The sequence below is a fragment of the Rhabdothermincola sediminis genome, from assembly GCF_014805525.1.
In the GTDB taxonomy this organism is placed as follows: Bacteria; Actinomycetota; Acidimicrobiia; order Acidimicrobiales; family Acidimicrobilacustridaceae; genus Rhabdothermincola; species Rhabdothermincola sediminis.
Genome location: NZ_JACFSZ010000021.1, coordinates 1 through 20,792, shown reverse-complemented (window position 1 = coordinate 20,792; position 20,792 = coordinate 1). Strand labels below are relative to the sequence as shown.

Here is a 20,792-nt window from a genome sequence, read left to right as displayed (position 1 = left end):
GCCCCTCGCGGGTAGGGAGCTCGACGTGTTCCGGTCCTGCGGAATGCGTCCCCTCCTGCCCCTGATCGGCAGTTCCGGCTCCACCCGAGGCGACAGCGCATTACCACATGTGTAATTACATTGGTGTGATCATGACCGCGAGTGCCCGGAAACGCAAGCGGAAGTTGGGCTTCGACGCCCGAGAGACGGGCGATGCGCCTGCAGGCGACACGCGCTGACATCACCACCCTCCAGGTCGACGCGATCGTCAACGCGGCCAACGAGGAGCTCCGGAGAGGTGGCGGGGTGTGCGGTGCGATCTTCGCTGCCGCCGGCCCCGGGCTCGAGGCCGCGTGCGCCGCGATCGGCCACTGCGCGACCGGTGACGCCGTCGCCACCGACGGCTTCGCCCTCCCCGCCCGGTGGATCATCCACACCGTCGGGCCGGTCTGGCGAGGTGGAGGGCACGGAGAGGCCGGCCTGCTCGCCTCCTGCTACCGGCGGTCGCTGGAGGTCGCCGACGAGCTCAGGGCCCGCTCGGTAGCGTTCCCCGCGATCTCGACGGGGATCTTCGGCTACCCGCCCGAGGAGGCGGCGAGGATCGCGGTCGACACCGTGCGCGCCACGCCCACCGAGGTGGAGCAGGTCCTGCTCGTGGCCTTCGACGCCGAGACCGCCACCTGCTACGAGCGGCTCCTCAACTCGCCCGCCGCCCCTTGAGCAGCTGCCGCCGCTGCTCGATGAAGTCCACGAGCACGTAGTCGCCGAGCGTCTCCGGTGTGGTGAAGAACGCCCGCCCACGGTTGAGCTCGCTCAGCTTCTCCACGAACGCCCGCAGGTGCGGGGTGGGATCGAGCATGAAGGTGTTGATACGGATGCCTTCCCGCGTGCAGCGGCCCACCTCCCGCAGGGTCGCGTCGACGGTCTCGTGCACCGGGGGGTAGTTGAAGAACACGTCGCCGGATGGGGTGATGTGAGCCGTCGGCTCGCCGTCGGTGATCATGATGATCTGCTTCGTGCCGCTCTGGCGGGCCAGCAGCCGGCGGCTGATCTGGAACGCGTGCTGCATGTTCGTGCCGTAGACGAAATCCCAGGAGACCTCGGGTAGTTGCTCGGGCTTGAGCTCCCGGGCCACCTCACTGAAGCCCACGATGCCCAGGTAGTCACGCGGGAACTGCGAGGAGATCAGAGCGTGCAACGCCATGGCCACCTTCTTGGCGGGCAGGAAGTTGTCGCGCATCGGCATCGACAGGGAGAGATCCAGCATGAGCACGGTGCTCGATCGCACGAGCTGCTCGGTGCGCTCGACCTCGAAGTCGTCGGGTGCGAGCGCCACGGGGATGCCCCCGCCCGCGCGCTGGATCGCGTTGCGGATCGTGCGCCCGATGTGCAGGTTGAACGGATCGCCGAACTCGTAGGGCTTCGTGTCGAAGTCGCGCTCGTGGCCGACGCCCGTACGTCGCAGCTCGTGACGACCGAACTGGTCGTCGGTCATCTTGCGGAAGAGGTCGCTGAGAGCGTTCTGCCCCACCCGGCGGATGCCTCGAGGCGTGAGCTGCAGATGGCCCTCCTTGTTCTCGATCAGCCCCGCCTCCTCCAGGAGCCGGGCCAGCTCGGCCATCCGCTCAAGGCTGCGGGCCGCGTCGTCACCGAGCAGGTCGCGCGCCCGGTCGAGGTCGACCTCCGCCAGCGCGCCCGGGTTCGTGGCGCCGCGAAGCAGGTTCTCCAACTGATCGATGTCACCGAGCTCCTGCAGCATCGACGCGGCCTCGGCGAACGAGAGCGGGTCCTGGCCGCTGAAGTCGTAGCGGCGGTTCCAGCCGAGGTCGGGGAACATCGACCGGAGGTTCTCGCCGAGCTGATCGACCTGCCACCGCAGGTCCATGTCCTCGAGCAGCTGCTCCGCCAGGCCCTGGAGCTGGGCGCGCTGCTCGGGGGTCATCGAGTTGAGCAGGGCCTGCATCGCCGCCATCCGCTGGGCCATCACCTCGAGCAGCTCATCGAGATTGCGCGGGTTCTCGGGGAAGAAGTCGCCGTACCGCTCCATGAACCCCTCGAAGTCAGGCTCCTCGTCGCGCTGGCGCTGCTCGAGCATGCGGTTCAACTCGGCGAGCATGTCCTTCATCCGCTGCATCTGCTCGAGGCTGACGTTGCTCATGGCGCCGGCCATCTGGTTCACGTAGCTCTGCACCAGCTGCTGGCGGAGCTGGTCGAGCAACTCGTCGAACCGCTGCCGGGCCTCGGACGAGGTGAACTCGTAGCGCTGCAGGTCGCGCACCATGCCCGCGAGATCGGGCGACAGCATGTCGAGCTGCATCTGCCGCTCCTGCGCCACCTGCTCGGTGATCTCCTGGCGGCGCACATCACCCGACTCTCGTGCTTCACGAACCAGGTCCTCGAGCGATCGCCGCTCGGTGTCCACGACCTCACGCAACTCCTGCGCGATGTCGTCGTACACCCCGCCGAGGTCGTACTGCTCAAGCCGTTCCCGGCGGGAGCGCCGGAGCTTCTCGAGCATCTCGCGAAGGCCTTGGAGTCGCTCCCCGTTACGGTCCCGGAACCCTGACTGCAGCATCCGCCGGAGCGCGGCGTTGATGTCGCCGTGGTAGAGGAGGTCGTCGGTCATCTCCTCGAAGACGTCGAACGCATCGAGCTCGAAGCCGACCTGGGTGCCGTCCCAGCGGGAGTACGCAGCCCGACGTCCCTTGGCCATGTGCCGAGGGTACCCGCCGCCCTCCACGGTCGCGCCGGCAGTGGAACCGGCGCGGGGCAGAATGCGGTCATGGGGTTCCCGGAGGGGTTCTGGTGGGGTACGGCGGCCTCGTCCACGCAGACGGAGGGTGCGGCGCCCCGCGCCGACTGGAAGCGGTGGGAGGATCTCGGACGCGCCCCCCGATCCCGCGACGGCAACGGCTTCGCCACCCGCTACGCCGAGGACTTCCGCCTGCTCGCCGAGCACGGCCTCACCCACCACCGCCTCTCCCTCGAGTGGGCCCGGCTCGAGCCCCGGCCTGGCCACCACGATCCCGCCGCGGTCGAGCACTACACCGCCATGCTGCAGGCGGCACGCGACGCCGGCATCGAGATCTGGGTGTGTCTGCACCACTTCACGTTGCCGGGGTGGTTCAGCGACGACCTGGGCGGCTTCCTCGACGACCGGGCGCGCTCGGGGCACTGGGCCCGGCACGTCGACTGGATGGGCGAGACCTTCGGCGACTTGGTGACCGGATGGAAGCCGATCAACGAGCCGGTCGCCTTCGCGGGGGCGGGATGGCTGCTCGGCACCCATCCCCCCGGGCGGAGGAGCCTCGAGGACTTCGGCCACGCCTTGCGAGCGACGCACCTCGCCAACCACGAGGCGTGGCGCCTGCTGCGCAGCGGCGGCAAGCCGGTGGCGACGATCATGAACCTCTCGCCGATCTATCCCGGCACCCGATCCCGGGACCCCGCGGAACGGGAACAGGCACGAGCCATGGCCCGGGCCTTCGACGACGTCTACTGGACCTCGTGGATCCGCGCCCTGCGCGACGGGGTGCTGGCCGTGCCTGGCACGGTCGAGGAGGAACGGCCCGACATGGCGGGCTCGTTCGACCTGATCGGCTTCTCCTACTACGCCGCCCAGACCGTCTACGCCGACGCGACGACCGGGCCCTACCCGGTCGACGCGTCGGTCACCGCCATGGGCTACGCGCCCTGGCCGGAGGGGCTGGGAATCGTGCTGCGGCGTCTCGCCGACGAGTTGCCCGGGCGGGCCCTGCTGGTCGCCGAGTGCGGGCTGGGCACCTCCGGGGTGGGCACGGACGACGAGACCAGGGTCCGCTACGTGGATGAGTGCATCGGCATCGTCTCCGATGCGATCGAGGACGGCATCGACGTCCGCGGGTTCTTCCACTGGACCGCGGTCGACAACTACGAATGGCTGCACGGCTTCGACGTCGAGTTCGGGCTGTTCGACCGGGACCGCAACCCCAAGCGCAGCGCCGATCTCGCTCGCCGCTACGCGACGATGGCAGTATGAGCAGCGCCGAGCACCACGATCCGCGACTGGCCCAGAAGGAAGCAGCGGGCCGCCACGCCGCCACCTACGTCGAGGACGGGATGCGGGTCGGGCTCGGCACCGGCTCGACGGTCCACTGGACGATCGTGGCCCTCGGGGAGCGCCGCCTCGACATCGCGTGCACCGCCACCTCGACCCAGACCGAGCAGCTGGCTCGGTCCCTCGGGTTGCAGGTGGTCCCTCCCGACGACCTCGGCCGGCTCGACGTGGGGATCGACGGCGCCGACGAGGTCGACCCCGACTTCAACCTCACGAAGGGAGGAGGTGGTGCGCTCACCCGGGAGAAGATCGTGGGCCAGATGTGCGAGCGATGGATCGTGGTGGTCGACGAGCACAAACTGGTCGATCAGCTCGGCGACTTCGGCACCCCGCTGGAGATCCTCCCCTTCGCCCCCGGGGTCGTGGCGTCGCGGGTCGAGGCGCTGGGGGCCAGCTCCGTGTCGATCCGTCCCGGTGGGAGCGACAACGGCAACCTGCTCGCCGACGCCCGCTTCGGTCTGATCGACGATCCCCGGGGGCTCGCCGCCAGTCTCGATGCCATCCCGGGCGTGGTGGAGCACGGGATCTTCCTCGGCGAGATGGTGGAGCGGGTGGTGGTCGCGGGCGACGGCGGCGTCCACGAGCTGGTCAACGACCGCTGACCGGCGCGTCGCAACCCGCGATCAGCCCCGGCCCCGGTACTGGGCGCGAGCCCCGACCGTCTCCTTGTTGAGCCGCTTCGACAGATGCAGCCCCTCGAGGACGAACTCGACGGCCGCCGCCACCGATGCGGCCGACTCGTCGCCGCCGGTCAACCGGCGCACCGGCTCGCGTAGCTCGGGGATCTCGGTGATCAGCCCCACGTAGTCGGCCGACAGCACGTCCTCACCGACGTGGACCACACGGCTGCCGTCGAACGCGTCGATCACCGGCCGCAGGTCTTCGATGGGCAGGTGGTCACGGAACACCGACAGGACGGCTGCCTTGAGCAGATGCTCGATGATCTGCTCGTCGCGCCCTCCCTCGATCGAGTCGATCTCGACCTTGCCGGCCGTCGACGAGGCCAGGGCGTCGAGGTCGCTCACCCGGGGCACGACGTCGGTCTCGCCGTGGACCAGGGCCCGGCGGGCGGCGTTGGCCACCAGCGTCTCGATGTTGGACACCGTGAGCCGCACCGACACCCCTGAACGCTGGTTGATGTGGGGGCTCTGGCGAGCGAGCTGGCTCAGCTCGGCCACGGCCTCCGCCATGTAGTCGGGGACCACCACCCGCAGCCCATCGGCTTCGAGCGGTCGGGCTTCCTGGCGGGCGATGGCGACCTCGGTCTCCACGTCGAGCGGGTAGTGGGTCCGGATCTGGCTGCCGAAGCGATCCTTCAAAGGGGTGATGATGCGGCCGCGGTTCGTATAGTCCTCGGGGTTGGCGGATGCGAGCAGCAGGACGTCGAGCGGCAGGCGGATCTTGTACCCCCGGATCTGCACGTCGCGCTCTTCGAGCACGTTGAGGAGGCCGACCTGGATGCGCTCCGCCAGGTCGGGCAACTCGTTGATGGCGAAGATGCCCCGGTTGGTACGGGGCACGAGGCCGTAGTGGAGCGTCAGCTCGTCGGACAGATAGCGCCCTTCGGCCACCTTGATCGGATCGACCTCGCCGATCAGATCGGCGATGGACGTGTCCGGGGTGGCCAGCTTCTCGCCGAAGCGGTCGTCCCGGTGCACCCACTCGACCGGGGTGTCGTCACCTTCCGCGGCGACGAGGTCGCGGGCGTGGCGTGACACCGGATGATACGGGTCGTCGTTGATCTCGGAGCCGGCGACGATCGGCATCCATTCGTCCAGCAAGCCGGTGAGGGAACGGATCATGCGGGTCTTGGCCTGGCCCCGCTCACCGAGGAAGATCACGTCGTGGCCGGCGAGCAGGGCGTTCTCGAGTTGCGGTAGCACGGTGTCGTCGTAGCCGAGCACGCCCGGGAAGAGCGGCTCCCCTGCTCGGATGCGGGCCACCGCGTTCTGGCGGATCTCCTCCTTGACCGGGCGGGACACCCAGCCGGAGCGCCGCAGGGCGCCGATGGTCTCTGGTCGGGTGCTGGGAGACGGCATGGAAGCCACGCTATCGCCGCCCTTCGCGGGGCGGCAGTTCGGCGAGGCGCCCGGTGGGCGCGGCGGCGGCCGCGGGCGCTGGGCTGCCTCAGCTCGCGGCCTCCGGTTGGTGAGCGAGCGCGCACGCGTCCCAGAACCGATCGGCGGGGACCGCCGGCGCGAAGAGGAAGCCCTGGGCCCGATCACAGCCGAGCCCCCGGAGCTCTCGGAGCTGCGTCGAGGTCTCCACCCCCTCAGCGACGATCCCCAGGCCCAGCGCACGGCCGAGGCTCACGATGGCGTCGACGATGGCGGTGTCGTCGGGGTCCACGCCCAGTCCGTCGACGAAGGAGCGGTCGATCTTCAAGATGTCCACCGGGAGCTGCTTGAGGGTTGCGAGCGACGAGTACCCGGTCCCGAAATCGTCGATGGCCAGCTGGACGCCGAGGGCCCGCAGGCGGCCGAGCACCTCCAGGCTGGCCGCGGGATCGGCCATCACGGTGGTCTCGGTGATCTCCAGGCAGAGCATCGACGCGTCGAGCCCGCTCTCCTCGAGTGCCTCGACCACCAGGGGCACCAGGTCGGGATGGGCGATCTGGCGAGCCGCGAGATTCACCCGCACGGTCTCGATGGCCCGATCGCCCGTGAGCCACTGGCTGGCGAGACGGCACGCCTCACGGAGCACCCATGAGCCCACGTCGACGATCAGGCCCGACTCCTCGGCGACGGAGATGAACGAGCCCGCATCGAGCAGCCCGTCCACAGGGTGACGCCACCGCACGAGCGCCTCGCAGCCCACGATCGCTCCGGTGGTGAGCGAGACCTCCGGCTGGAAGTGCACCTCCAGCTCGTCGAGGTCGATGGCCCGGCGCAGGAAGCTCTCCAGGTGCAGGCGAGCCATGGCCTGGGTACGCAGGTTCTCGTCGAACATCTCGAAGCGGTCTCGGCCCCGGGCCTTCGCCCGGTACATGGCGGCATCCGCGTCCCGCAGCAGACCCTCGGCGGTGATCGGCTCATCGGTCCCGGCGGTCCCCGGGGCCAGGGCGATGCCGATGCTCCCGGTGGGGAACACCTCGTCGGCTCCGACCCGGACCGGACGGCGCAGCGCGTGCAGCACCCGTTCCGCGATCTCCACGACCTCCTCGCCGCCGGCGACATCGGGCAGGAGCACCACGAACTCGTCGCCACCGAGCCGGGCGACGGTGTCCCCGGCCCGCAGGACCTCCTGGAGGCGGTGGCCGACGACGATCAGCAGCTCGTCGCCGGCCGAGTGCCCCAGCGAGTCGTTCACCACCTTGAAACGGTCCAGGTCGAGGAAGAGGACCGCCAGCCGCTCCTCCCGCCGGCGGCACCGGGCCAGCGCCAGAGCGAGATGGTCGAGGAAGAGTGCCCGGTTGGCGAGCCCGGTGAGCGGATCGTGGAGGGCCTGGCGAGCGAGCTCGGCCTCGCTGCGCTTGACCGCGGTGATGTCGGTGTTCATCACCAGCACGTGCTCCACCTGGCCGTCGGGGCCGAACTCGGGCACGGCCCGGCTCTGGAACCACCGCGAGCCCCCGGCGACGGGGATCTCCCACTCCGTGTCGAGGCGTTGGCCGGTCTCGAAGACCCGGTGCAATGACGCCACCCACTTGCGGTACTCACGCTCGTCGTCGGTGAACACCGCGCTGGTCCGACCGGTCACCTCGTGGGGCTCGACGGAGGCCAGTTCCCGGATCGCCGGGCTCACGTACACCATCCGGCCCTCGCGATCGAACCGGGTGACCAGCGCCGGCGAGTTCTCGACGAGCGTGCGGTACCGCTCCTCGCTGAGTCGGAGCTCCTGTTCCTGCTGGTGGCGCTCGGTGATGTCCTCCAGGTGGGTGACGAGGTACTGGAGCACCCCCTCGCTGGTACGGACCGCCGCGCTGTGGGCCCGGAACCAGCTGAGCTCCCCGTCACCCTTCCACGCCCGCACGTCGTGGGAGATCCGCGCTGCCCGGCCGGCCAGCAGGTCCGCGTACCGGTCGAGCAGCTCGTCCTGGTCGTCGGGGTGCACGACCTCGATGACCGGCCGTCCGATGAGCTCGTCCTCCGATCGACCCACCAGCTCGCAGTAGGTCCGGTTGACCTGCAGGTGCCGACCGTCGGGCCCGTGCAGGGCCATCCCGAGGGGCGCCCCGGTGAAGGCGGTGACGAACCGCTCTTCGGCAGCCGACCGAGCGAGGGCTTGCGAGATGATGCCGGCAGCGGCGCTCAGGACGGCTAGGTGGTCGTCCGACCAGAGCCGCTCGGTCCCGATCGACTCGAACCCGATGAAGCCGACGAGACGCCCTTCCGTGGCGAGTGGGACGGCGAGCGCCGAGCGCACGCCGTGCGCGGCCAGCAGGGATCGCTCGCGGGCCCACCGGTCGTCGAGGTCTGCGACCCGTGCGATGTAGACGGGCTCCAACGCGCGGAGGGTGGCCATCCACGCGGGCACGGCGTCCTGGGCGACGGTCGACGCCCGGGACCCCGCCTGAAGCCTGGAGGGGCTGGCCCACGCATGGGTGTTCTCGATGGTCCCCCGGTCGTCGTCGAGCATGCACACGTAGGCCCGGTCGACCTCACTGAACGTGCCGATGTCCGCGAGAGCCCGGGTGATCCCCTCGTCGATCTCGGGGGCGGGGAGCAGGACGAACGACGACGCCAGCCGGGTGAGCAGATCCTCGAAGGCCAGCCGGCGGCCCAGCGCGTCGATGGTCCGGCGCCCGTCGCCCCGGACGGCGGACAGCCGCAGTGCCGTGAACGGGCGACCACCGATGGGCGCCTCGGAGGAGACCTCCGCGAGCAGCTGGCACGTCCGGCCCTCCGCGTCACGGACAGCCAGGAGCAGCGGACCACCCCGCTGGGACTCCCTCCAACCTGCTCCACCGGTGGCGACCGGGAGCATCCCGTCGAGCTCCGTCACCGACTCCGGACCGAGCAGCTCGGTGAGCGATCGACCCACCAGGCTCCGGGCGTCGAAGCCGAGCATCCGCCGGACCGTCGGGTTCACGTAGGCCACCATCCCGCCGTCGTCGACGAGGACGACCACCTCCGCGGAGCGGTCGAGCAACCAGTCGAGAGCAGCACGAGGGAGGTCGCCACCCTCGCGCCGGGTGCCGGGCTGCGCTCGCTCGTCGACCGGCTGGCGGATCCCGGCCTCGCCCTCGGCGGTCGTCTCGGCCACTTCCGACCCCCCCGTGTCGATGACCTCTCACTCTAGTAGATGCCTGTCGAAGCGTTCCCGGTCGAGGCCTCCAGCGATCGACCGGTGGCGTGGTCCGGTAGCGTCCCCGCCGATGGACGGGGGACCGGCACCCGAGAGGATCCTCCCCGATCGGGCGGGCGTGAGCCTCGAGGGCACCTGGCGGGCGGCGGTGGCCGACGAGAGCCTCCGTCGGGCCTACCCCGACCCCGAGTTCGACGACTCGGCGTGGGAGGACCTCCCGGTCCCCGGCCACTGGCGCTCCACGCCCGCCTTCTCCGAGTCGGACGGACCACTGCTGGTGCGCCGCCGCTTCGAGCTCGATGCCACCGCGACCCCGGCCTGGGGTGAGCAGCCGGCGCAGCAGCGCCACTGGCTGGTGCTCGACGGGGTCTTCTACACGAGCGACGTGTGGCTCGACGGCACCTACCTCGGGGACACCGAGGGCTACTTCTTCCCCCACGCTTTCGAGATCACCAGGGAGCTGGCCGCTCGCTCCGAGCACGTGCTGGCCGTCGAGGTGGCCTGCGCGCGGCAGCGGGAGCGGACCCGCAAGCGCAACCTCACCGGCGTGTTCCAGCACTGGGACCTCCTCGACCAGAGCTTCAACCCGGGTGGCATCTGGCGTCCGGTGCGACTCGAGACCAGCGGCCCGCTGCGCATCAAGCACAGCCGCATCGTCTGCCGCGATGCCCGCGAGGACGCAGCTTCCGTGTCTCTGCGCGCCGTGCTCGACGCGGCCGACCCGGCGCTCGCGACGATCCGTACCCGGGTCGTGGACCATCGAGGTCGCGAGGTCGTCGAGATGGTCCGCGACCAGCCGGTCGCGACCGGGGAGAACCGGCTGGAGTGGACAGTCACCGTTCCCGATCCGGCCCTGTGGTGGCCCTGGTCGCTCGGGGACCAGCCGCTCTACATCATCGAGCTCGACGTGCTGACCGGTGATCGGATCAGCGATCGCGTACGCCGCTCGGTCGGCCTGCGCCGGGTGGCGCTCGACAACTGGATCTTCTCCGTGAACGGTGAGCGCCTCTTCCTCAAGGGCACCAACCAGGGACCGAGCCGGGTGGCGCTGGCGGATGCCTCACCCGACCTCCTCACCGGCGACGTGAGGAGGGTGCGAGAGGCGGGGCTCGACCTGATGCGGGTGCACGGGCACATCAGCCGCCCCGAGCTGTACCAGGCCGCCGACGAACAGGGCGTGCTGCTCTGGCAGGACATGCCGCTGCAGTGGGGCTACGCGCGCGGTGTCCGTCGCCAGGCTCGCCGCCAGGCCCGTGAGGCGGTGGACCTCCTCGGGCACCACCCGTCGATCGCCATCTGGTGCGCGCACAACGAGCCGATGGCGATCGACATCGAGCCCGCCACGCTCGACGACCCTCGCCGCCGTGCTCGACTCGCCGCCAAGGCGATCGCCGCACAGGTGCTCCCGACGTGGAACAAGAGCGTGCTGGACCACTCGATCAGCTCCGTGCTCGAGCGCAACGACGGTTCGCGGCCCGTGGTGCCTCACAGCGGTGTGCTCCCGCATCCCCCGAAGCTCGACGGCACCGACACCCACCTCTACCTCGGCTGGTACCTGGGTGACGAGCGGGACCTCCCACGGCTGCTGCGCTGGTGGCCCAAGTTGGCCCGGTTCGTCACCGAGTTCGGCGCCCAGGCGGTCCCGGCCGATGCCGGGTTCCTCGAGCCCGACCGCTGGCCTGCGCTGGATTGGGATCGGGCCCACCGCGTGCACGCGCTGCAAAAGACGTTCTTCGACCGGTACGTCCCACCCGCCGCTCACCCCACCTTCGACCAGTGGAGGGAGGCGACCCAGCGTTACCAGGCGGAACTGGTCAAGCACCACGTGGAGACGCTCCGCCGACTCAAGTACCGGCCGACGGGAGGCTTCGCCCAGTTCTGCTTCGCCGATGGCTATCCCTCGGTCACCTGGTCGGTGCTCGGCCACGACCGCCAGCCGAAAGCGGCGCTCCACGCCCTGGCCGCCGCCTGCCGCCCGCTGATCGTGGTCGCTGATCGGTTGCCGCGGATCGTCCGGCCCGCGGAGCCGCTGCGGGCAGCCATCCACGTCGTGAGCGACCTCAGGATCACCCTCGCCGATGTGGTCGTCACCGCCCATCTCGAATGGCGAGACGGTGCGGGGCGTTCACGGTCGTTGCGGTGGTCGTGGCAGGGCGAGGTGGAGGCGGACGCCGCCACCTACGTGGCGACGATGGAGAGCATCGTGCCCGACGCCGAGGGGGAGCTGAGCCTCCGCCTGGAGCTGGCGGACGCGCCGGCGCGGGGGAGCATCCTGGCCAGCAACCGGTACACCACGACGGTCGAGCGGGCACGCCGGCGGGATGCGGCGTCACAGCCCTAGCCCGCCCCAACCCGGGCGGCCGCTGCCAGCTAGCACCTGACGACCCGTCATGGGTAGCGTCGTCACGGGCCGGATCCCGGTGAGGTTCGGGCCTCTCGCACCCGGTGTCGCGCCGCAACCCACGCCGATCGGAGGAGCTGCACGTGGAGGCACGTTCGTGACCGCAACCCGACAAGCCCCTGCTACCACCCCGAACGTCACGTCCCCCCCGATCCGGACACCGATTCGGCGAGGGCGGCTCCCCATGGCGGGCTTCTACCGGACCGCGGTGGGCAAGAAGTGGGTGATGGCCATCACCGGCCTGGTGCTGATGGGCTTCGTGTTCGCCCACATGGTCGGCAACCTGAAGATGTACCTCGGCCCGACCCACTACCGCGAGTACGCCGAGTGGCTCCGAACCGGGCTGCTGGTACCGATCCTTCCGGAGCATGTCGCACTGTGGGGCATGCGGATCGTGCTGATCGTGGCCGTCGGATACCACATCCACGCGGCCTACTCGCTCACGATGCTCAACCGTCGAGCTCGCCCGCAGCGGTATGCCTCACCTCGCGACTACATCGCCGCCAGCTGGGCAGCCCGGACCATGCGCTGGAGCGGTGTGATCGTCGCCCTCTTCGTGCTGTTCCACCTCGCCGACCTCACCACCGGCTGGGCCAACCCCGACTTCACGGCCGGTGACGTGTACGCGAACGTGGTGGCGTCGTTCGAACGCTGGCCGGTGGCGCTCTTCTACGTGCTGGCCAACCTGGCTCTCGGCGTGCACCTGTACCACGGCGTCTGGAGCCTGTTCCAGACCATGGGGTCGATGAGTCCGCGCTTCAATCCCCGCCACAACCCGTTGCGGCGAGCTGCCGCGGCGGGCTTCACGATCCTGGTGGTGGGGCCCAACATCTCGTTCCCGATCGCCGTGCTCACCGGCGTCGTCGGCTGAGCCCGAGGAGACCGCATCGAATGAGCGACATCGTGCTCGACGCCAAGACCCCACAAGGACCCATCGAGGACCGCTGGGACAACCACAAGTTCTCGATGCGCCTGGTCAACCCGAACAACAAGCGCAAGTTCCAGATCATCGTGGTGGGCAGTGGCCTGGCCGGCGCGTCCGCTGCCGCCGCACTCGGCCAGCTCGGCTACCGGGTCAAGGTCATCACGTTCCACGATTCGCCACGCCGCGCGCACTCGATCGCCGCCCAGGGGGGCATCAACGCAGCGAAGAACTACAAGAACGACGGCGACTCGATCTTCCGGCTCTTCTACGACACGGTGAAGGGCGGCGACTTCCGGGCGCGGGAGTCGAACGTCTATCGCCTCGCGCAAGTCAGCGTCGACATCATCGACCAGTGCGTCGCGCAGGGTGTCCCGTTCGCCCGCGAGTACGGCGGCCTGCTCGACAACCGCTCGTTCGGCGGGGCGCAGGTCAGCCGCACCTTCTACGCCCGGGGCCAGACCGGCCAGCAGCTCCTGCTCGGCGCCTACCAGGCACTCATGCAGCAGGTCGCACTGGGGACGGTCGAGCTGCACACCAAGACCGAGATGCTCGACGTGGTGGTGAAGGACGGCGCGTGCTGCGGGGTGGTGACCCGCGACATCGTCACCGGCGAGGTCACCTCCCACGCAGCGCACGCGGTGCTGCTGTGCACGGGCGGGTACGGCAACGTGTTCTACCTGTCGACCAACGCCATGAACAGCAACGTCACGGCGGCCTGGCGGGCACACAAGAGGGGGGCTCTGTTCGCCAACCCGTGCTTCACCCAGATCCACCCCACCTGCATCCCCGCGAGCGACGAGTTCCAGTCCAAGCTCACCCTCATGTCCGAGTCGTTGCGCAACGACGGTCGGATCTGGGTGCCCAAGCGGGCAGGTGACGATCGGCCGCCAGCCGAGATCCCCGAGTCCGAGCGCGACTACTACCTCGAGCGCAAGTACCCGGCGTTCGGCAACCTGGTGCCCCGGGACGTGGCCAGCCGCAACGCCAAGACCGTCGTCGACGAGGGGCGTGGCGTAGGGCCACTCCACAACGGCGTGTACCTCGACTTCTCCGACGCCCTCGGCCGGTTGGGAGTCGACGTCGTGCGGGAGCGCTACGGGAACCTCTTCGACATGTACGAGCGCATCACCGGGGAGAACCCATATGAGGTCCCGATGCGCATCTATCCCGCGACCCACTACACGATGGGTGGGTTGTGGGTGGACTACAACCTCATGACCACCGTTCCCGGGCTGTACGCGCTGGGTGAGGCCAACTTCTCGGATCACGGCGCCAACCGGCTCGGCGCCTCGGCGTTGATGCAGGGCCTCGCCGACGGGTACTTCGTGATCCCCTACACCGTCGGTGACTACCTGGCCGGCTTGCTCGGGCAGCCACCCGTGCCCACCGACGACCCGGTGTTCAAGCAGGCCGAAGCAGCCGTGCAAGACGAGATCCGCCGCTGGATGTCGGTGGGGGGCACCCGCTCGGTCGACCACTACCACCGTGAGCTGGGCAAGATCGTGTGGGACCACTGCGGGATGGAGCGCTCGCGCGCCGGCCTGGAGAAGGCGCTCAGCGAGATCCCGGCTCTGTACGACGAGTTCCGCAAGAACGCCCGCATCCTCGGCACGCCCGACGGGGTCAACCAGTCGCTCGAGAAGGCCATGCGGGTGGCCGACTTCTTCGAGGAAGCCGAGCTCATGTGCCGTGATGCCCTACACCGCGAGGAGAGCTGTGGAGGGCACTTCCGGGTCGAGCACCAGACCGAGGATGGCGAGGCGCTCCGGGACGACGAGAACTTCGCGTACGTGGCCGCCTGGGAATGGCAGGGCGCCGACGCTCCACAGAGGCTCCACAAGGAGCCGCTCACGTTCGAGTACGTGAAGCTCACCCAACGCAGCTACAAGTAGGACGAGGACCGAGATGAAGCTCACGCTCAAGGTGTGGCGCCAGGACGGCCCCCGGGCCGAGGGCCGCTTCGAGACCTACGAGGCCGACGACGTGAAGGAGGAGATGTCGTTCCTCGAGATGCTCGACGTGGTGAACGAGCGGCTGATCGAGTCCGGTCGCGAGCCGATCACCTTCGACAGCGACTGCCGGGAAGGGATCTGCGGGACCTGTGGAGTGATGATCAACGGCCAGGCTCACGGCCCGATGCGCGGCACGGCCACCTGCCAGCTCCACATGCGCAGCTTCCGCGACGGGGATGAGATCGTGATCGAGCCCTGGCGAGCCGCGGCCTTCCCGGTCATCAAGGACCTGATGGTCGACCGGTCCGCTTTCGACGCCATTGTCGCCGCGGGCGGGTTCATCACGGCGAACACGGGTGCGGCTCCCGACGGCAACCAGATCCCGGTGCCCAAGCCGGCAGCCGACACGGCCATGGACGCCGCTGCCTGCATCGGTTGCGGGGCGTGCGTCGCCGCCTGCCCCAACGGAGCAGCACAGTTGTTCACCTCCGCCAAGTTGGCCCACCTCAACCTGCTCCCCCAGGGTCAAGCGGAGCGGTGGCAGCGCACCGAGGACATGGTCGAAACCATGGAGCAGTACTTCGGTTCCTGTACGAACTACGGCGAATGCCAGGAAGCCTGCCCGAAGGAGATCCCCATCGACTTCATCGCCTTGATGAACCGCGACTACCTCAAGGCGAAGCTGAAGAACCGCAAGCTCATCGGCCAGGTTTTCCCGTAGGTGAGCTGATCCGCTCCGGGTGCGAGCGGATCAGCTCCACCCCGATGGGGATGAGCGAGAAGACCACGATCGCCACGACCACCAGCTCCATGCGGTCGCCGATTCCTGGGGCGATCCGTCCCAGCCAGTACCCGAGCTGGATCAGCCCGACCGCCCACACCACCCCACCGATCACGTTCCACCGGGTGAAGACCCGGTGGTCCATGCGGCTCACCCCGGCCACGACGGGGCAGAACGTGCGCACGATCGGCACGAACCTCGAGAGCGCGATCGCCTTCGGGCCGTGGTGGTCGAAGAACGCCTGCGCCTTCGCGAGGTGCTCGTCCTTGGGGAACCGCGAGCGCTCCCGGTCCGCGAGTCTGGGACCGAGCTTGCGCCCGACCCCGTAGCCCACCTGGTCGCCCACCACCGCCGCGACGACGCAGCCCACCGTCACCAGCCACACCTGACCGGCTGCCAGGTCACCCCGATAGGTGAGCAGGCCGGCGGCGAACAACAGCGAGTCGCCGGGGAGGAAGAAGCCCACCATCATGCCGGACTCGGCGAACACCGCGAGCAGCAGGCCGATCAGCCCGACGGCGTGCAGGAGGCGCTGAGGGTCGACGCCGAGACCGAGGATCAACGTGGAGACAACGAGCACCGGCGAAGCGTACCGGCGCTCGCGCGTGGTTGCGGGTCACGCCCCCCGTTGCCGTACCATCACAGCCGTGCCCCACAAGCCTGCTTCCGTCTTCGCGCGCGGCTTCCTCATGGGCAGCGCCGACATCGTCCCAGGCGTCTCGGGCGGGACCGTCGCCCTGGTCACCGGTATCTACGAGGAGCTCATCGACACGGTCAGCCTCTTCGCCGCAACGGCAGGTCACCTCCTGAAGCTCGACCTGGTCGGCACCCGGGACCGGTTGCGTGAGATCCGCTGGCTGTTCATCCTCCCGCTGGGAGCGGGCATCCTGCTGGCGCTGCTTTCGCTGGCCCGTGCCATCGAGCACCTGCTCGACACGGAACCGGTCCGCATGGCCGGGTTGTTCTTCGGCCTGGTCGCCGGCTCGGTCGCCGCGGCACTCCCGCGGGTCAAGCAATGGGACGGCGTGCGCGCCGTCGTCCTCCTCCTCGTCGGCGTGGCCGCGTTCTTCCTGCTCGGCTTCCGCTCCTCCGGGGTAGCCGATCCGCCGCTGTGGGCCTTCTTCCTGGCCGGCGCGATCGCCATCTGCGCCATGATCCTCCCGGGGATCTCCGGCTCGTTCATCCTCCTCATGCTCGGCATGTACGACCTGGTCCTCGGGGCGGTGAACGACCGCCAGCTCGCCACCGTCGCGGTGTTCGCCACCGGCTGCGCGATCGGGCTCATGCTGTTCTCGCAGGTGCTGCACTGGGCCCTGCACCACCACCACGACACGGTGGTGGCGGGGCTCATCGGCCTGATGCTCGGCTCGCTGCGAGTGCTGTGGCCGTGGCCCGAGGGGACCGCGGGGACCACCATGACCATGCCCCAGGACGATGTGGTGGTGCCGATCCTGCTGGCGGTGACCGGTTTCGTCGTGGTGGCGGGCTTCGCTGCGGTGGCGTTCCGTGTGGAGCGCGCCGCCGAGCGAGCGGCCTGATCCGCGCTCGCCGGCCGCTCACTCCGGCTGGTTGACCTCGACCCACCCCACACCAGGGCCGGCGGCTCCCTCGAAGCGGGCCAGGGCCCGCGGGAGGCGGGTCCGCCGGCCGCCGGGCCCCTCGACGAGGACCGGCGCCCACACCAGCGGGGTGACCCCGATGCGCTCGCCGGCCGCCGTGAGATCGATCTGCCGGGGCAGCCGCTCCCGCCCTTCGGTCCACGCCACCGAGCCCTCGAGCACCTCCACCGGGCCTGAACCGGGAAGCTGGCGATAGCCGATGGCCCGCGATGAGCCCGGGGCCACCTCGAGCAGGTGGTGACTGCCGCCCTCGACGTGGAAGGCGGTCCAGCACCAGGTCCCCGCCCACCGGTCGTCCCCGCCCCAGGCGTGGTTCCGCTGACCCACCCCGTCGAGCTCGAGGCGCTCGCGCCCGACGAGCACCTCACCGTGCACCCGGCACGGCACCTCGTAGCCGTCGAGGGGCGGCGGGTGGGCGAAGACCTCCCCGTCGGTCTCCCACTCCAGGTCGAAGCCGAGGGGAACCGGTTGGCCGAGCGAGCCCCGATAGGCATCCAGCGGGTCGTCGAGGCTCACGGCGGACGCTTCGAGCCCGACGCTCCAGTGCTCGAAGGGGGTCTCGCAGTTGTGGTCCGCCCACAGACCACTGGCCCGCAATTCGAGCGAGCCCTCCCGCACGGGTGGGCGGACCTCGTGGTCGATGACCATCACCGCCGGTCGACGGGGACCGGCCAGGCACGCCCAGTACCACACGACCCCGAGGTTCGGATAGCGACCGACCCGCACGTACCCTCCGACGGACCCGTCGGGGGAGGCGAAGTCGAAGTACCACCATTCGCTCCACCGCGGCTCCGGACCCGGCGGGTGCCAGCCCTCGTCGCCCGGAGCCAAGGCGGGCGGGACACCCATCAGTATCCGGCGTCGAGATCGACCACGTGCTGGAGCGGCTCGCCGGCCACGAAGCGCCGGAGGTTCTCGATGAACATCTGGGCCAGCAGCTCGAGCGCTCCCGGCGCGGACCAGGACAGGTGGGGGGACAAGCGCACCTTGGAGTGGGTGTAGAGCCAGTGCCCCTCCGGCAACGGCTCAGGGTCGACCGCGTCGAGCGACGCCATCGACACCGTCCCGTCATCGAGCGCCGCTCGCAGCGCGTCCTGGTCGACCAATGCCCCCCGGGCCACGTTCACCAGGTGCACCCCGGGCTTCATCGCCCCGAACGCATCGCGCCCGATGAGGCCTCGGGTCTCGGGGGTCAGTGGCGCGGCGAGCACGACGTGATCCGCGCCGTCGAGCAATGCCGCCAGCGAGCGGACCGTCTCCACTTCGGGCACGGGTGACGGCCGGTCCCGGCGACGCAAGGCCCGCACCTGCATGTCGAACGCCAAGGCCCGCGTGGCGGTCGCCGAGCCGATGTCACCCAGGCCGACGAGGGCGAGCCGCTTGCCGGCCAGGGTGCCGAGATCGCGGAGCTGCCCCCGCCGCCAATCCTCGGGGGAACGGGTCTCCCACGACTCCGGCAGCCGCTTCTCGAACGCCAGCATCGTGGCGAGGACCCACTCGGAGATCGGCACCGCGCTGGCACCACGGGAGTTGGTCAGCACCACACCCTCACCGATCAGCTGGAGCGGGAAGGCGTCCACCCCGGTCCCGGTGACGTGCACCCACCGCACCCCTCTCCGGAGCGTCTCGGCGAGCGTCTCGACTTCCCAGGGCAGGGTGACGAGGACCTCCCCCCGCAGCGCGGGGTCGAGGTCGCCCCGGGTGGGCACGGGCACCAGCTCCACCTCGCCGGCGAGGTCCGGAGGCAGTGCGAACACGCCGGAGGAACCCAGATGGCTGAGGACGCGAACGGCCGCCACGTCGCCAGTCTGCCTGCAGGCCCGGCGCCCTGCGCCCCACTCCTCGGGGTGGCATTCGGGATGTATTTAGCTAGGCTATTGGTTAGCAAAACAAAACGATCTGGAAGGGAAGGGAGCGACGATGGCTGCCGCGGAGGACGACGTCAGCCGGCTGCGGATGATCCTGCTCCGCCTCGCTCGGCGCCTCCGCCAGCAGGTCAACAGTGGCATCACCCCCTCGCAGCTCTCCGCGCTGGTCACCATCGCCAAGCGAGGGCCGCTCACCCTCGGCGAGCTAGCCGCGATCGAGAACGTGCAACCACCCACCATCTCCCGCATCGTCGGCGCGCTGGAGGGCGAAGGGTGGGTCGAGCGCACCAGCAACGAGCGCGACCGCCGGATCTCGCTGGTGCGGGCGACCCCCGCGGCCCGGCGGGAGCTCGAGCAGATCCGGGAGGAACGCAACACCTGGCTCGCCAACCGCCTGGCGACACTCTCCACTGGCGACCGGAACCACCTCCTGGCCGCGCTGCCCGCCCTGGAACAACTCCTCGACGAGGAGACCCCATGACCCGGGTGGAGCGAGCCACTCGGCACACGTTCCGGGCCCTCAGCGCGCGCAACTACCGCCTGTACATCGCCCGCCAGGTCGTGTCGGTCAGCGGGACCTGGATGCAGACCGTGGCTCAGGCATGGCTGGTGCTCCGGCTCACCGGCAGCGGCGTGGCCTTGGGGGTCACCACCGCCCTGCAGTTCCTCCCCATGCTCGTGCTCGGTCCCTGGGCGGGGGTGATCGCGGACCGGTCCGACAAGCGGCGGCTCCTGCTGGCCACCCAGAGCGCGGCCGGCTCGCTCGCCCTGGTCCTCGGGGTGCTGACCGCGACCGGTGCGGTGCAGCTCTGGATGGTCTTCCTGCTCGCGCTGGGCCTCGGTCTGGTCAACGCCTTCGACATGCCGGCACGCCAGTCGTTCGTCTACGAGATGGTGGGGCCCGAGCACCTCACCAACGCGGTCGGGCTCAACAGTACGGTGATGAACGCCGGCCGCCTGGTCGGCCCGGCCGTGGGTGGCGTGGTGATCGCCACCCTGGGCCTCGCCACGTGCTTCCTCTTGAACGCGCTCAGCTACGCCGCGGTGCTCGCTGCGCTGGCAGCCATGCGGGCCGGGGAACTCCACCGGACCGAACCGGTGGCCCGGCAACACGGCCAGCTCCTGGAGGGCCTGCGATACGTGTGGGTCACGCCGGCGCTACGCACCCCGTTGCTGATGCTGGCGGTCATCGGGACCCTGACCTACGAGTTCCAGGTCAGCCTGCCGATCCTCGCCACCTTCACCTTCGGCGCCGGCGCCGAAGGCTACGGCGCCCTCCTCTCGGCGATGAGCGCCGGCGCGGTCATCGGTGGCCTGGTGCTCGCCGGACGGATGACCCCCTCCCATCGAGGCGTGGGGCGGGCGGCGGCCGCGTTCGGGCTGCTCGTGCTGCTGGCGTCCGGGATGCCGACGCTGACGACCACCGCGGTGGTCATGCCGCTCGTCGGCGCGGCGAGCATCGCCGTGATCACCCTCACCAACGCCACGTTGCAGCTCACGGCAGACCCGCAGATGCGGGCCCGGGTGATCGCGCTCTACGGCGTGGCGTTCCTCGGGAGCACCCCGATCGGTGGGCCCATCGTCGGCTGGCTGGGTGAGACCCTCGGCGCGCGCCGCGCTCGCGATCGGTGGGCTCGCCGCGCTGGTCTCGGCGTTGATCGGCTGGCGTTCGCTGGAGCGCGCCGCCATCACGACCCGGGCTGAGGCTGGTCGGCCTCCTGCTCCGGGGTCACCAGCCCCGCCGGAGGCGGAGGAGGGGGCACCGCTCCAGCAGCGGACGGAGGTGGTGGGGGCGGCGTAGCCGCGCCCGGCGGAGGTGGTGGGGGCGGCGTAGCCGCGCCCGGCGGAGGTGGTGGGGGCGGCGTAGCCGCGCCCGGCGGAGGTGGTGGGGGCGGCGTAGCCGCGCCCGGCGGAGGTGGTGGGG

Annotated in this window: 17 protein-coding genes; 10 read left to right on the top strand and 7 right to left on the bottom strand. The window is 70.1% G+C overall.

Annotated elements, in window-relative coordinates:
• The first annotated feature begins 192 nt into the window (after positions 1 to 192).
• A complete protein-coding gene (locus HZF19_RS14705; protein ID WP_208029557.1) occupies positions 193 to 699 on the top strand; it encodes an O-acetyl-ADP-ribose deacetylase in 507 nt (168 codons plus the stop codon).
• On the opposite strand, the gene HZF19_RS14700 is transcribed toward HZF19_RS14705, so the two are convergent.
• Positions 677 to 2,692: a vWA domain-containing protein gene (locus tag HZF19_RS14700; RefSeq protein WP_208029556.1), complete on the bottom strand. Its 2,016-nt coding sequence runs from the start codon at positions 2,690 to 2,692 to the stop codon at positions 677 to 679. The genes HZF19_RS14705 and HZF19_RS14700 overlap by 23 nt on opposite strands.
• Before the next feature lie 69 nt (positions 2,693 to 2,761).
• Between HZF19_RS14700 and HZF19_RS14695 the strand changes: the two genes are divergently transcribed.
• Together HZF19_RS14695 and rpiA are read left to right on the top strand one after the other, a co-directional pair.
• Positions 2,762 to 3,997 carry a family 1 glycosylhydrolase gene (locus tag HZF19_RS14695; protein ID WP_208029555.1) on the top strand — a complete coding sequence of 412 codons (1,236 nt, stop codon included), beginning with the start codon at positions 2,762 to 2,764 and terminating at the stop codon, positions 3,995 to 3,997.
• On the top strand, positions 3,994 to 4,677 hold the full coding sequence (gene rpiA, locus HZF19_RS14690; protein WP_208029554.1) for a ribose-5-phosphate isomerase RpiA: 684 nt from the start codon (positions 3,994 to 3,996) through the stop codon (positions 4,675 to 4,677). The genes HZF19_RS14695 and rpiA overlap by 4 nt, the downstream gene beginning before the upstream one ends.
• Positions 4,678 to 4,698: 21 nt before the next feature.
• Here rpiA and HZF19_RS14685 read toward each other — a convergent pair whose 3' ends face one another.
• Both HZF19_RS14685 and HZF19_RS14680 read right to left on the bottom strand, forming a co-directional pair.
• Positions 4,699 to 6,114 carry a magnesium chelatase ATPase subunit I gene (locus HZF19_RS14685; RefSeq protein WP_208029553.1) on the bottom strand — a complete coding sequence of 472 codons (1,416 nt, stop codon included), beginning with the start codon at positions 6,112 to 6,114 and terminating at the stop codon, positions 4,699 to 4,701.
• 88 nt (positions 6,115 to 6,202) lie between these two features.
• On the bottom strand, positions 6,203 to 9,280 hold the full coding sequence (locus HZF19_RS14680) for a sensor domain-containing phosphodiesterase (protein ID WP_208029552.1): 3,078 nt from the start codon (positions 9,278 to 9,280) through the stop codon (positions 6,203 to 6,205).
• A 112-nt stretch (positions 9,281 to 9,392) separates the two neighbouring features.
• Between HZF19_RS14680 and HZF19_RS14675 the strand changes: the two genes are divergently transcribed.
• The 4 genes from HZF19_RS14675 to HZF19_RS14660 all read left to right on the top strand — a co-directional run bounded on the left by HZF19_RS14675 (position 9,393) and on the right by HZF19_RS14660 (position 15,321).
• Complete coding sequence (locus HZF19_RS14675) at positions 9,393 to 11,663, top strand: glycoside hydrolase family 2 protein (protein ID WP_208029551.1); 2,271 nt, start codon at positions 9,393 to 9,395, stop codon at positions 11,661 to 11,663.
• A 244-nt stretch (positions 11,664 to 11,907) separates the two neighbouring features.
• Complete coding sequence (locus tag HZF19_RS14670; RefSeq protein ID WP_208029550.1) at positions 11,908 to 12,594, top strand: succinate dehydrogenase cytochrome b subunit; 687 nt, start codon at positions 11,908 to 11,910, stop codon at positions 12,592 to 12,594.
• 20 nt (positions 12,595 to 12,614) lie between these two features.
• The gene (locus HZF19_RS14665; protein WP_208029549.1) at positions 12,615 to 14,540 is read left to right on the top strand and encodes a fumarate reductase/succinate dehydrogenase flavoprotein subunit; all 1,926 of its coding nucleotides are present in this window, start codon (positions 12,615 to 12,617) and stop codon (positions 14,538 to 14,540) included.
• Positions 14,541 to 14,553: 13 nt separating this feature from the next.
• The gene (locus tag HZF19_RS14660) at positions 14,554 to 15,321 is read left to right on the top strand and encodes a succinate dehydrogenase/fumarate reductase iron-sulfur subunit (RefSeq protein ID WP_208029548.1); all 768 of its coding nucleotides are present in this window, start codon (positions 14,554 to 14,556) and stop codon (positions 15,319 to 15,321) included.
• Here HZF19_RS14660 and HZF19_RS14655 read toward each other — a convergent pair.
• Positions 15,299 to 15,961: a DedA family protein gene (locus HZF19_RS14655; protein WP_208029547.1), complete on the bottom strand. Its 663-nt coding sequence runs from the start codon at positions 15,959 to 15,961 to the stop codon at positions 15,299 to 15,301. The two genes, HZF19_RS14660 and HZF19_RS14655, sit on opposite strands and share 23 nt — an antisense overlap.
• Positions 15,962 to 16,028: 67 nt before the next feature.
• Here HZF19_RS14655 and HZF19_RS14650 point away from each other — a divergent pair, with 67 nt between their 5' ends.
• The gene (locus HZF19_RS14650) at positions 16,029 to 16,919 is read left to right on the top strand and encodes a DUF368 domain-containing protein (RefSeq protein WP_208029546.1); all 891 of its coding nucleotides are present in this window, start codon (positions 16,029 to 16,031) and stop codon (positions 16,917 to 16,919) included.
• Between the two features lie 18 nt (positions 16,920 to 16,937).
• Here the strand turns inward: HZF19_RS14650 and HZF19_RS14645 are convergent, their stop codons facing one another.
• On the bottom strand, positions 16,938 to 17,849 hold the full coding sequence (locus tag HZF19_RS14645; protein ID WP_208029545.1) for a DUF7064 domain-containing protein: 912 nt from the start codon (positions 17,847 to 17,849) through the stop codon (positions 16,938 to 16,940).
• Positions 17,849 to 18,799, bottom strand: a complete 951-nt coding sequence (locus HZF19_RS14640) for an NAD(P)-dependent oxidoreductase (protein WP_208029544.1) — start codon at positions 18,797 to 18,799, stop codon at positions 17,849 to 17,851. Before HZF19_RS14640 ends, HZF19_RS14645 begins: the two co-directional genes overlap by 1 nt.
• 121 nt (positions 18,800 to 18,920) lie before the next feature.
• On the opposite strand from HZF19_RS14640, the gene HZF19_RS14635 reads away from it, so the two are divergent.
• Together HZF19_RS14635 and HZF19_RS14630 are read left to right on the top strand one after the other, a co-directional pair.
• On the top strand, positions 18,921 to 19,349 hold the full coding sequence (locus tag HZF19_RS14635; RefSeq protein WP_208029543.1) for a MarR family winged helix-turn-helix transcriptional regulator: 429 nt from the start codon (positions 18,921 to 18,923) through the stop codon (positions 19,347 to 19,349).
• Positions 19,346 to 20,572, top strand: a complete 1,227-nt coding sequence (locus HZF19_RS14630; protein ID WP_208029542.1) for an MFS transporter — start codon at positions 19,346 to 19,348, stop codon at positions 20,570 to 20,572. The genes HZF19_RS14635 and HZF19_RS14630 overlap by 4 nt, the downstream gene beginning before the upstream one ends.
• A 25-nt stretch (positions 20,573 to 20,597) precedes the next feature.
• On the opposite strand, the gene HZF19_RS14625 is transcribed toward HZF19_RS14630, so the two are convergent.
• A partial coding sequence (locus HZF19_RS14625) for a hypothetical protein (protein WP_208029541.1) occupies positions 20,598 to 20,792 on the bottom strand: 195 nt, incomplete at its 5' end.

Bases quoted from the DNA above. Each gene is read 5' to 3' on its own strand.
- HZF19_RS14675 (WP_208029551.1), top strand. From the start codon at position 9,393: ATGGACGGGGGACCGGCACCCGAGAGGATCCTCCCCGATCGGGCGGGC.
- HZF19_RS14695 (WP_208029555.1), top strand. From the start codon at position 2,762: ATGGGGTTCCCGGAGGGGTTCTGGTGGGGTACGGCGGCCTCGTCCACG.
- HZF19_RS14670 (WP_208029550.1), top strand. From the start codon at position 11,908: ATGGCGGGCTTCTACCGGACCGCGGTGGGCAAGAAGTGGGTGATGGCC.
- HZF19_RS14635 (WP_208029543.1), top strand. From the start codon at position 18,921: ATGGCTGCCGCGGAGGACGACGTCAGCCGGCTGCGGATGATCCTGCTC.
- rpiA (WP_208029554.1), top strand. From the start codon at position 3,994: ATGAGCAGCGCCGAGCACCACGATCCGCGACTGGCCCAGAAGGAAGCA.
- HZF19_RS14685 (WP_208029553.1), bottom strand. From the start codon at position 6,114: ATGCCGTCTCCCAGCACCCGACCAGAGACCATCGGCGCCCTGCGGCGC.
- HZF19_RS14705 (WP_208029557.1), top strand. From the start codon at position 193: ATGCGCCTGCAGGCGACACGCGCTGACATCACCACCCTCCAGGTCGAC.
- HZF19_RS14630 (WP_208029542.1), top strand. From the start codon at position 19,346: ATGACCCGGGTGGAGCGAGCCACTCGGCACACGTTCCGGGCCCTCAGC.
- HZF19_RS14660 (WP_208029548.1), top strand. From the start codon at position 14,554: ATGAAGCTCACGCTCAAGGTGTGGCGCCAGGACGGCCCCCGGGCCGAG.
- HZF19_RS14645 (WP_208029545.1), bottom strand. From the start codon at position 17,849: ATGGGTGTCCCGCCCGCCTTGGCTCCGGGCGACGAGGGCTGGCACCCG.
- HZF19_RS14665 (WP_208029549.1), top strand. From the start codon at position 12,615: ATGAGCGACATCGTGCTCGACGCCAAGACCCCACAAGGACCCATCGAG.
- HZF19_RS14700 (WP_208029556.1), bottom strand. From the start codon at position 2,692: ATGGCCAAGGGACGTCGGGCTGCGTACTCCCGCTGGGACGGCACCCAG.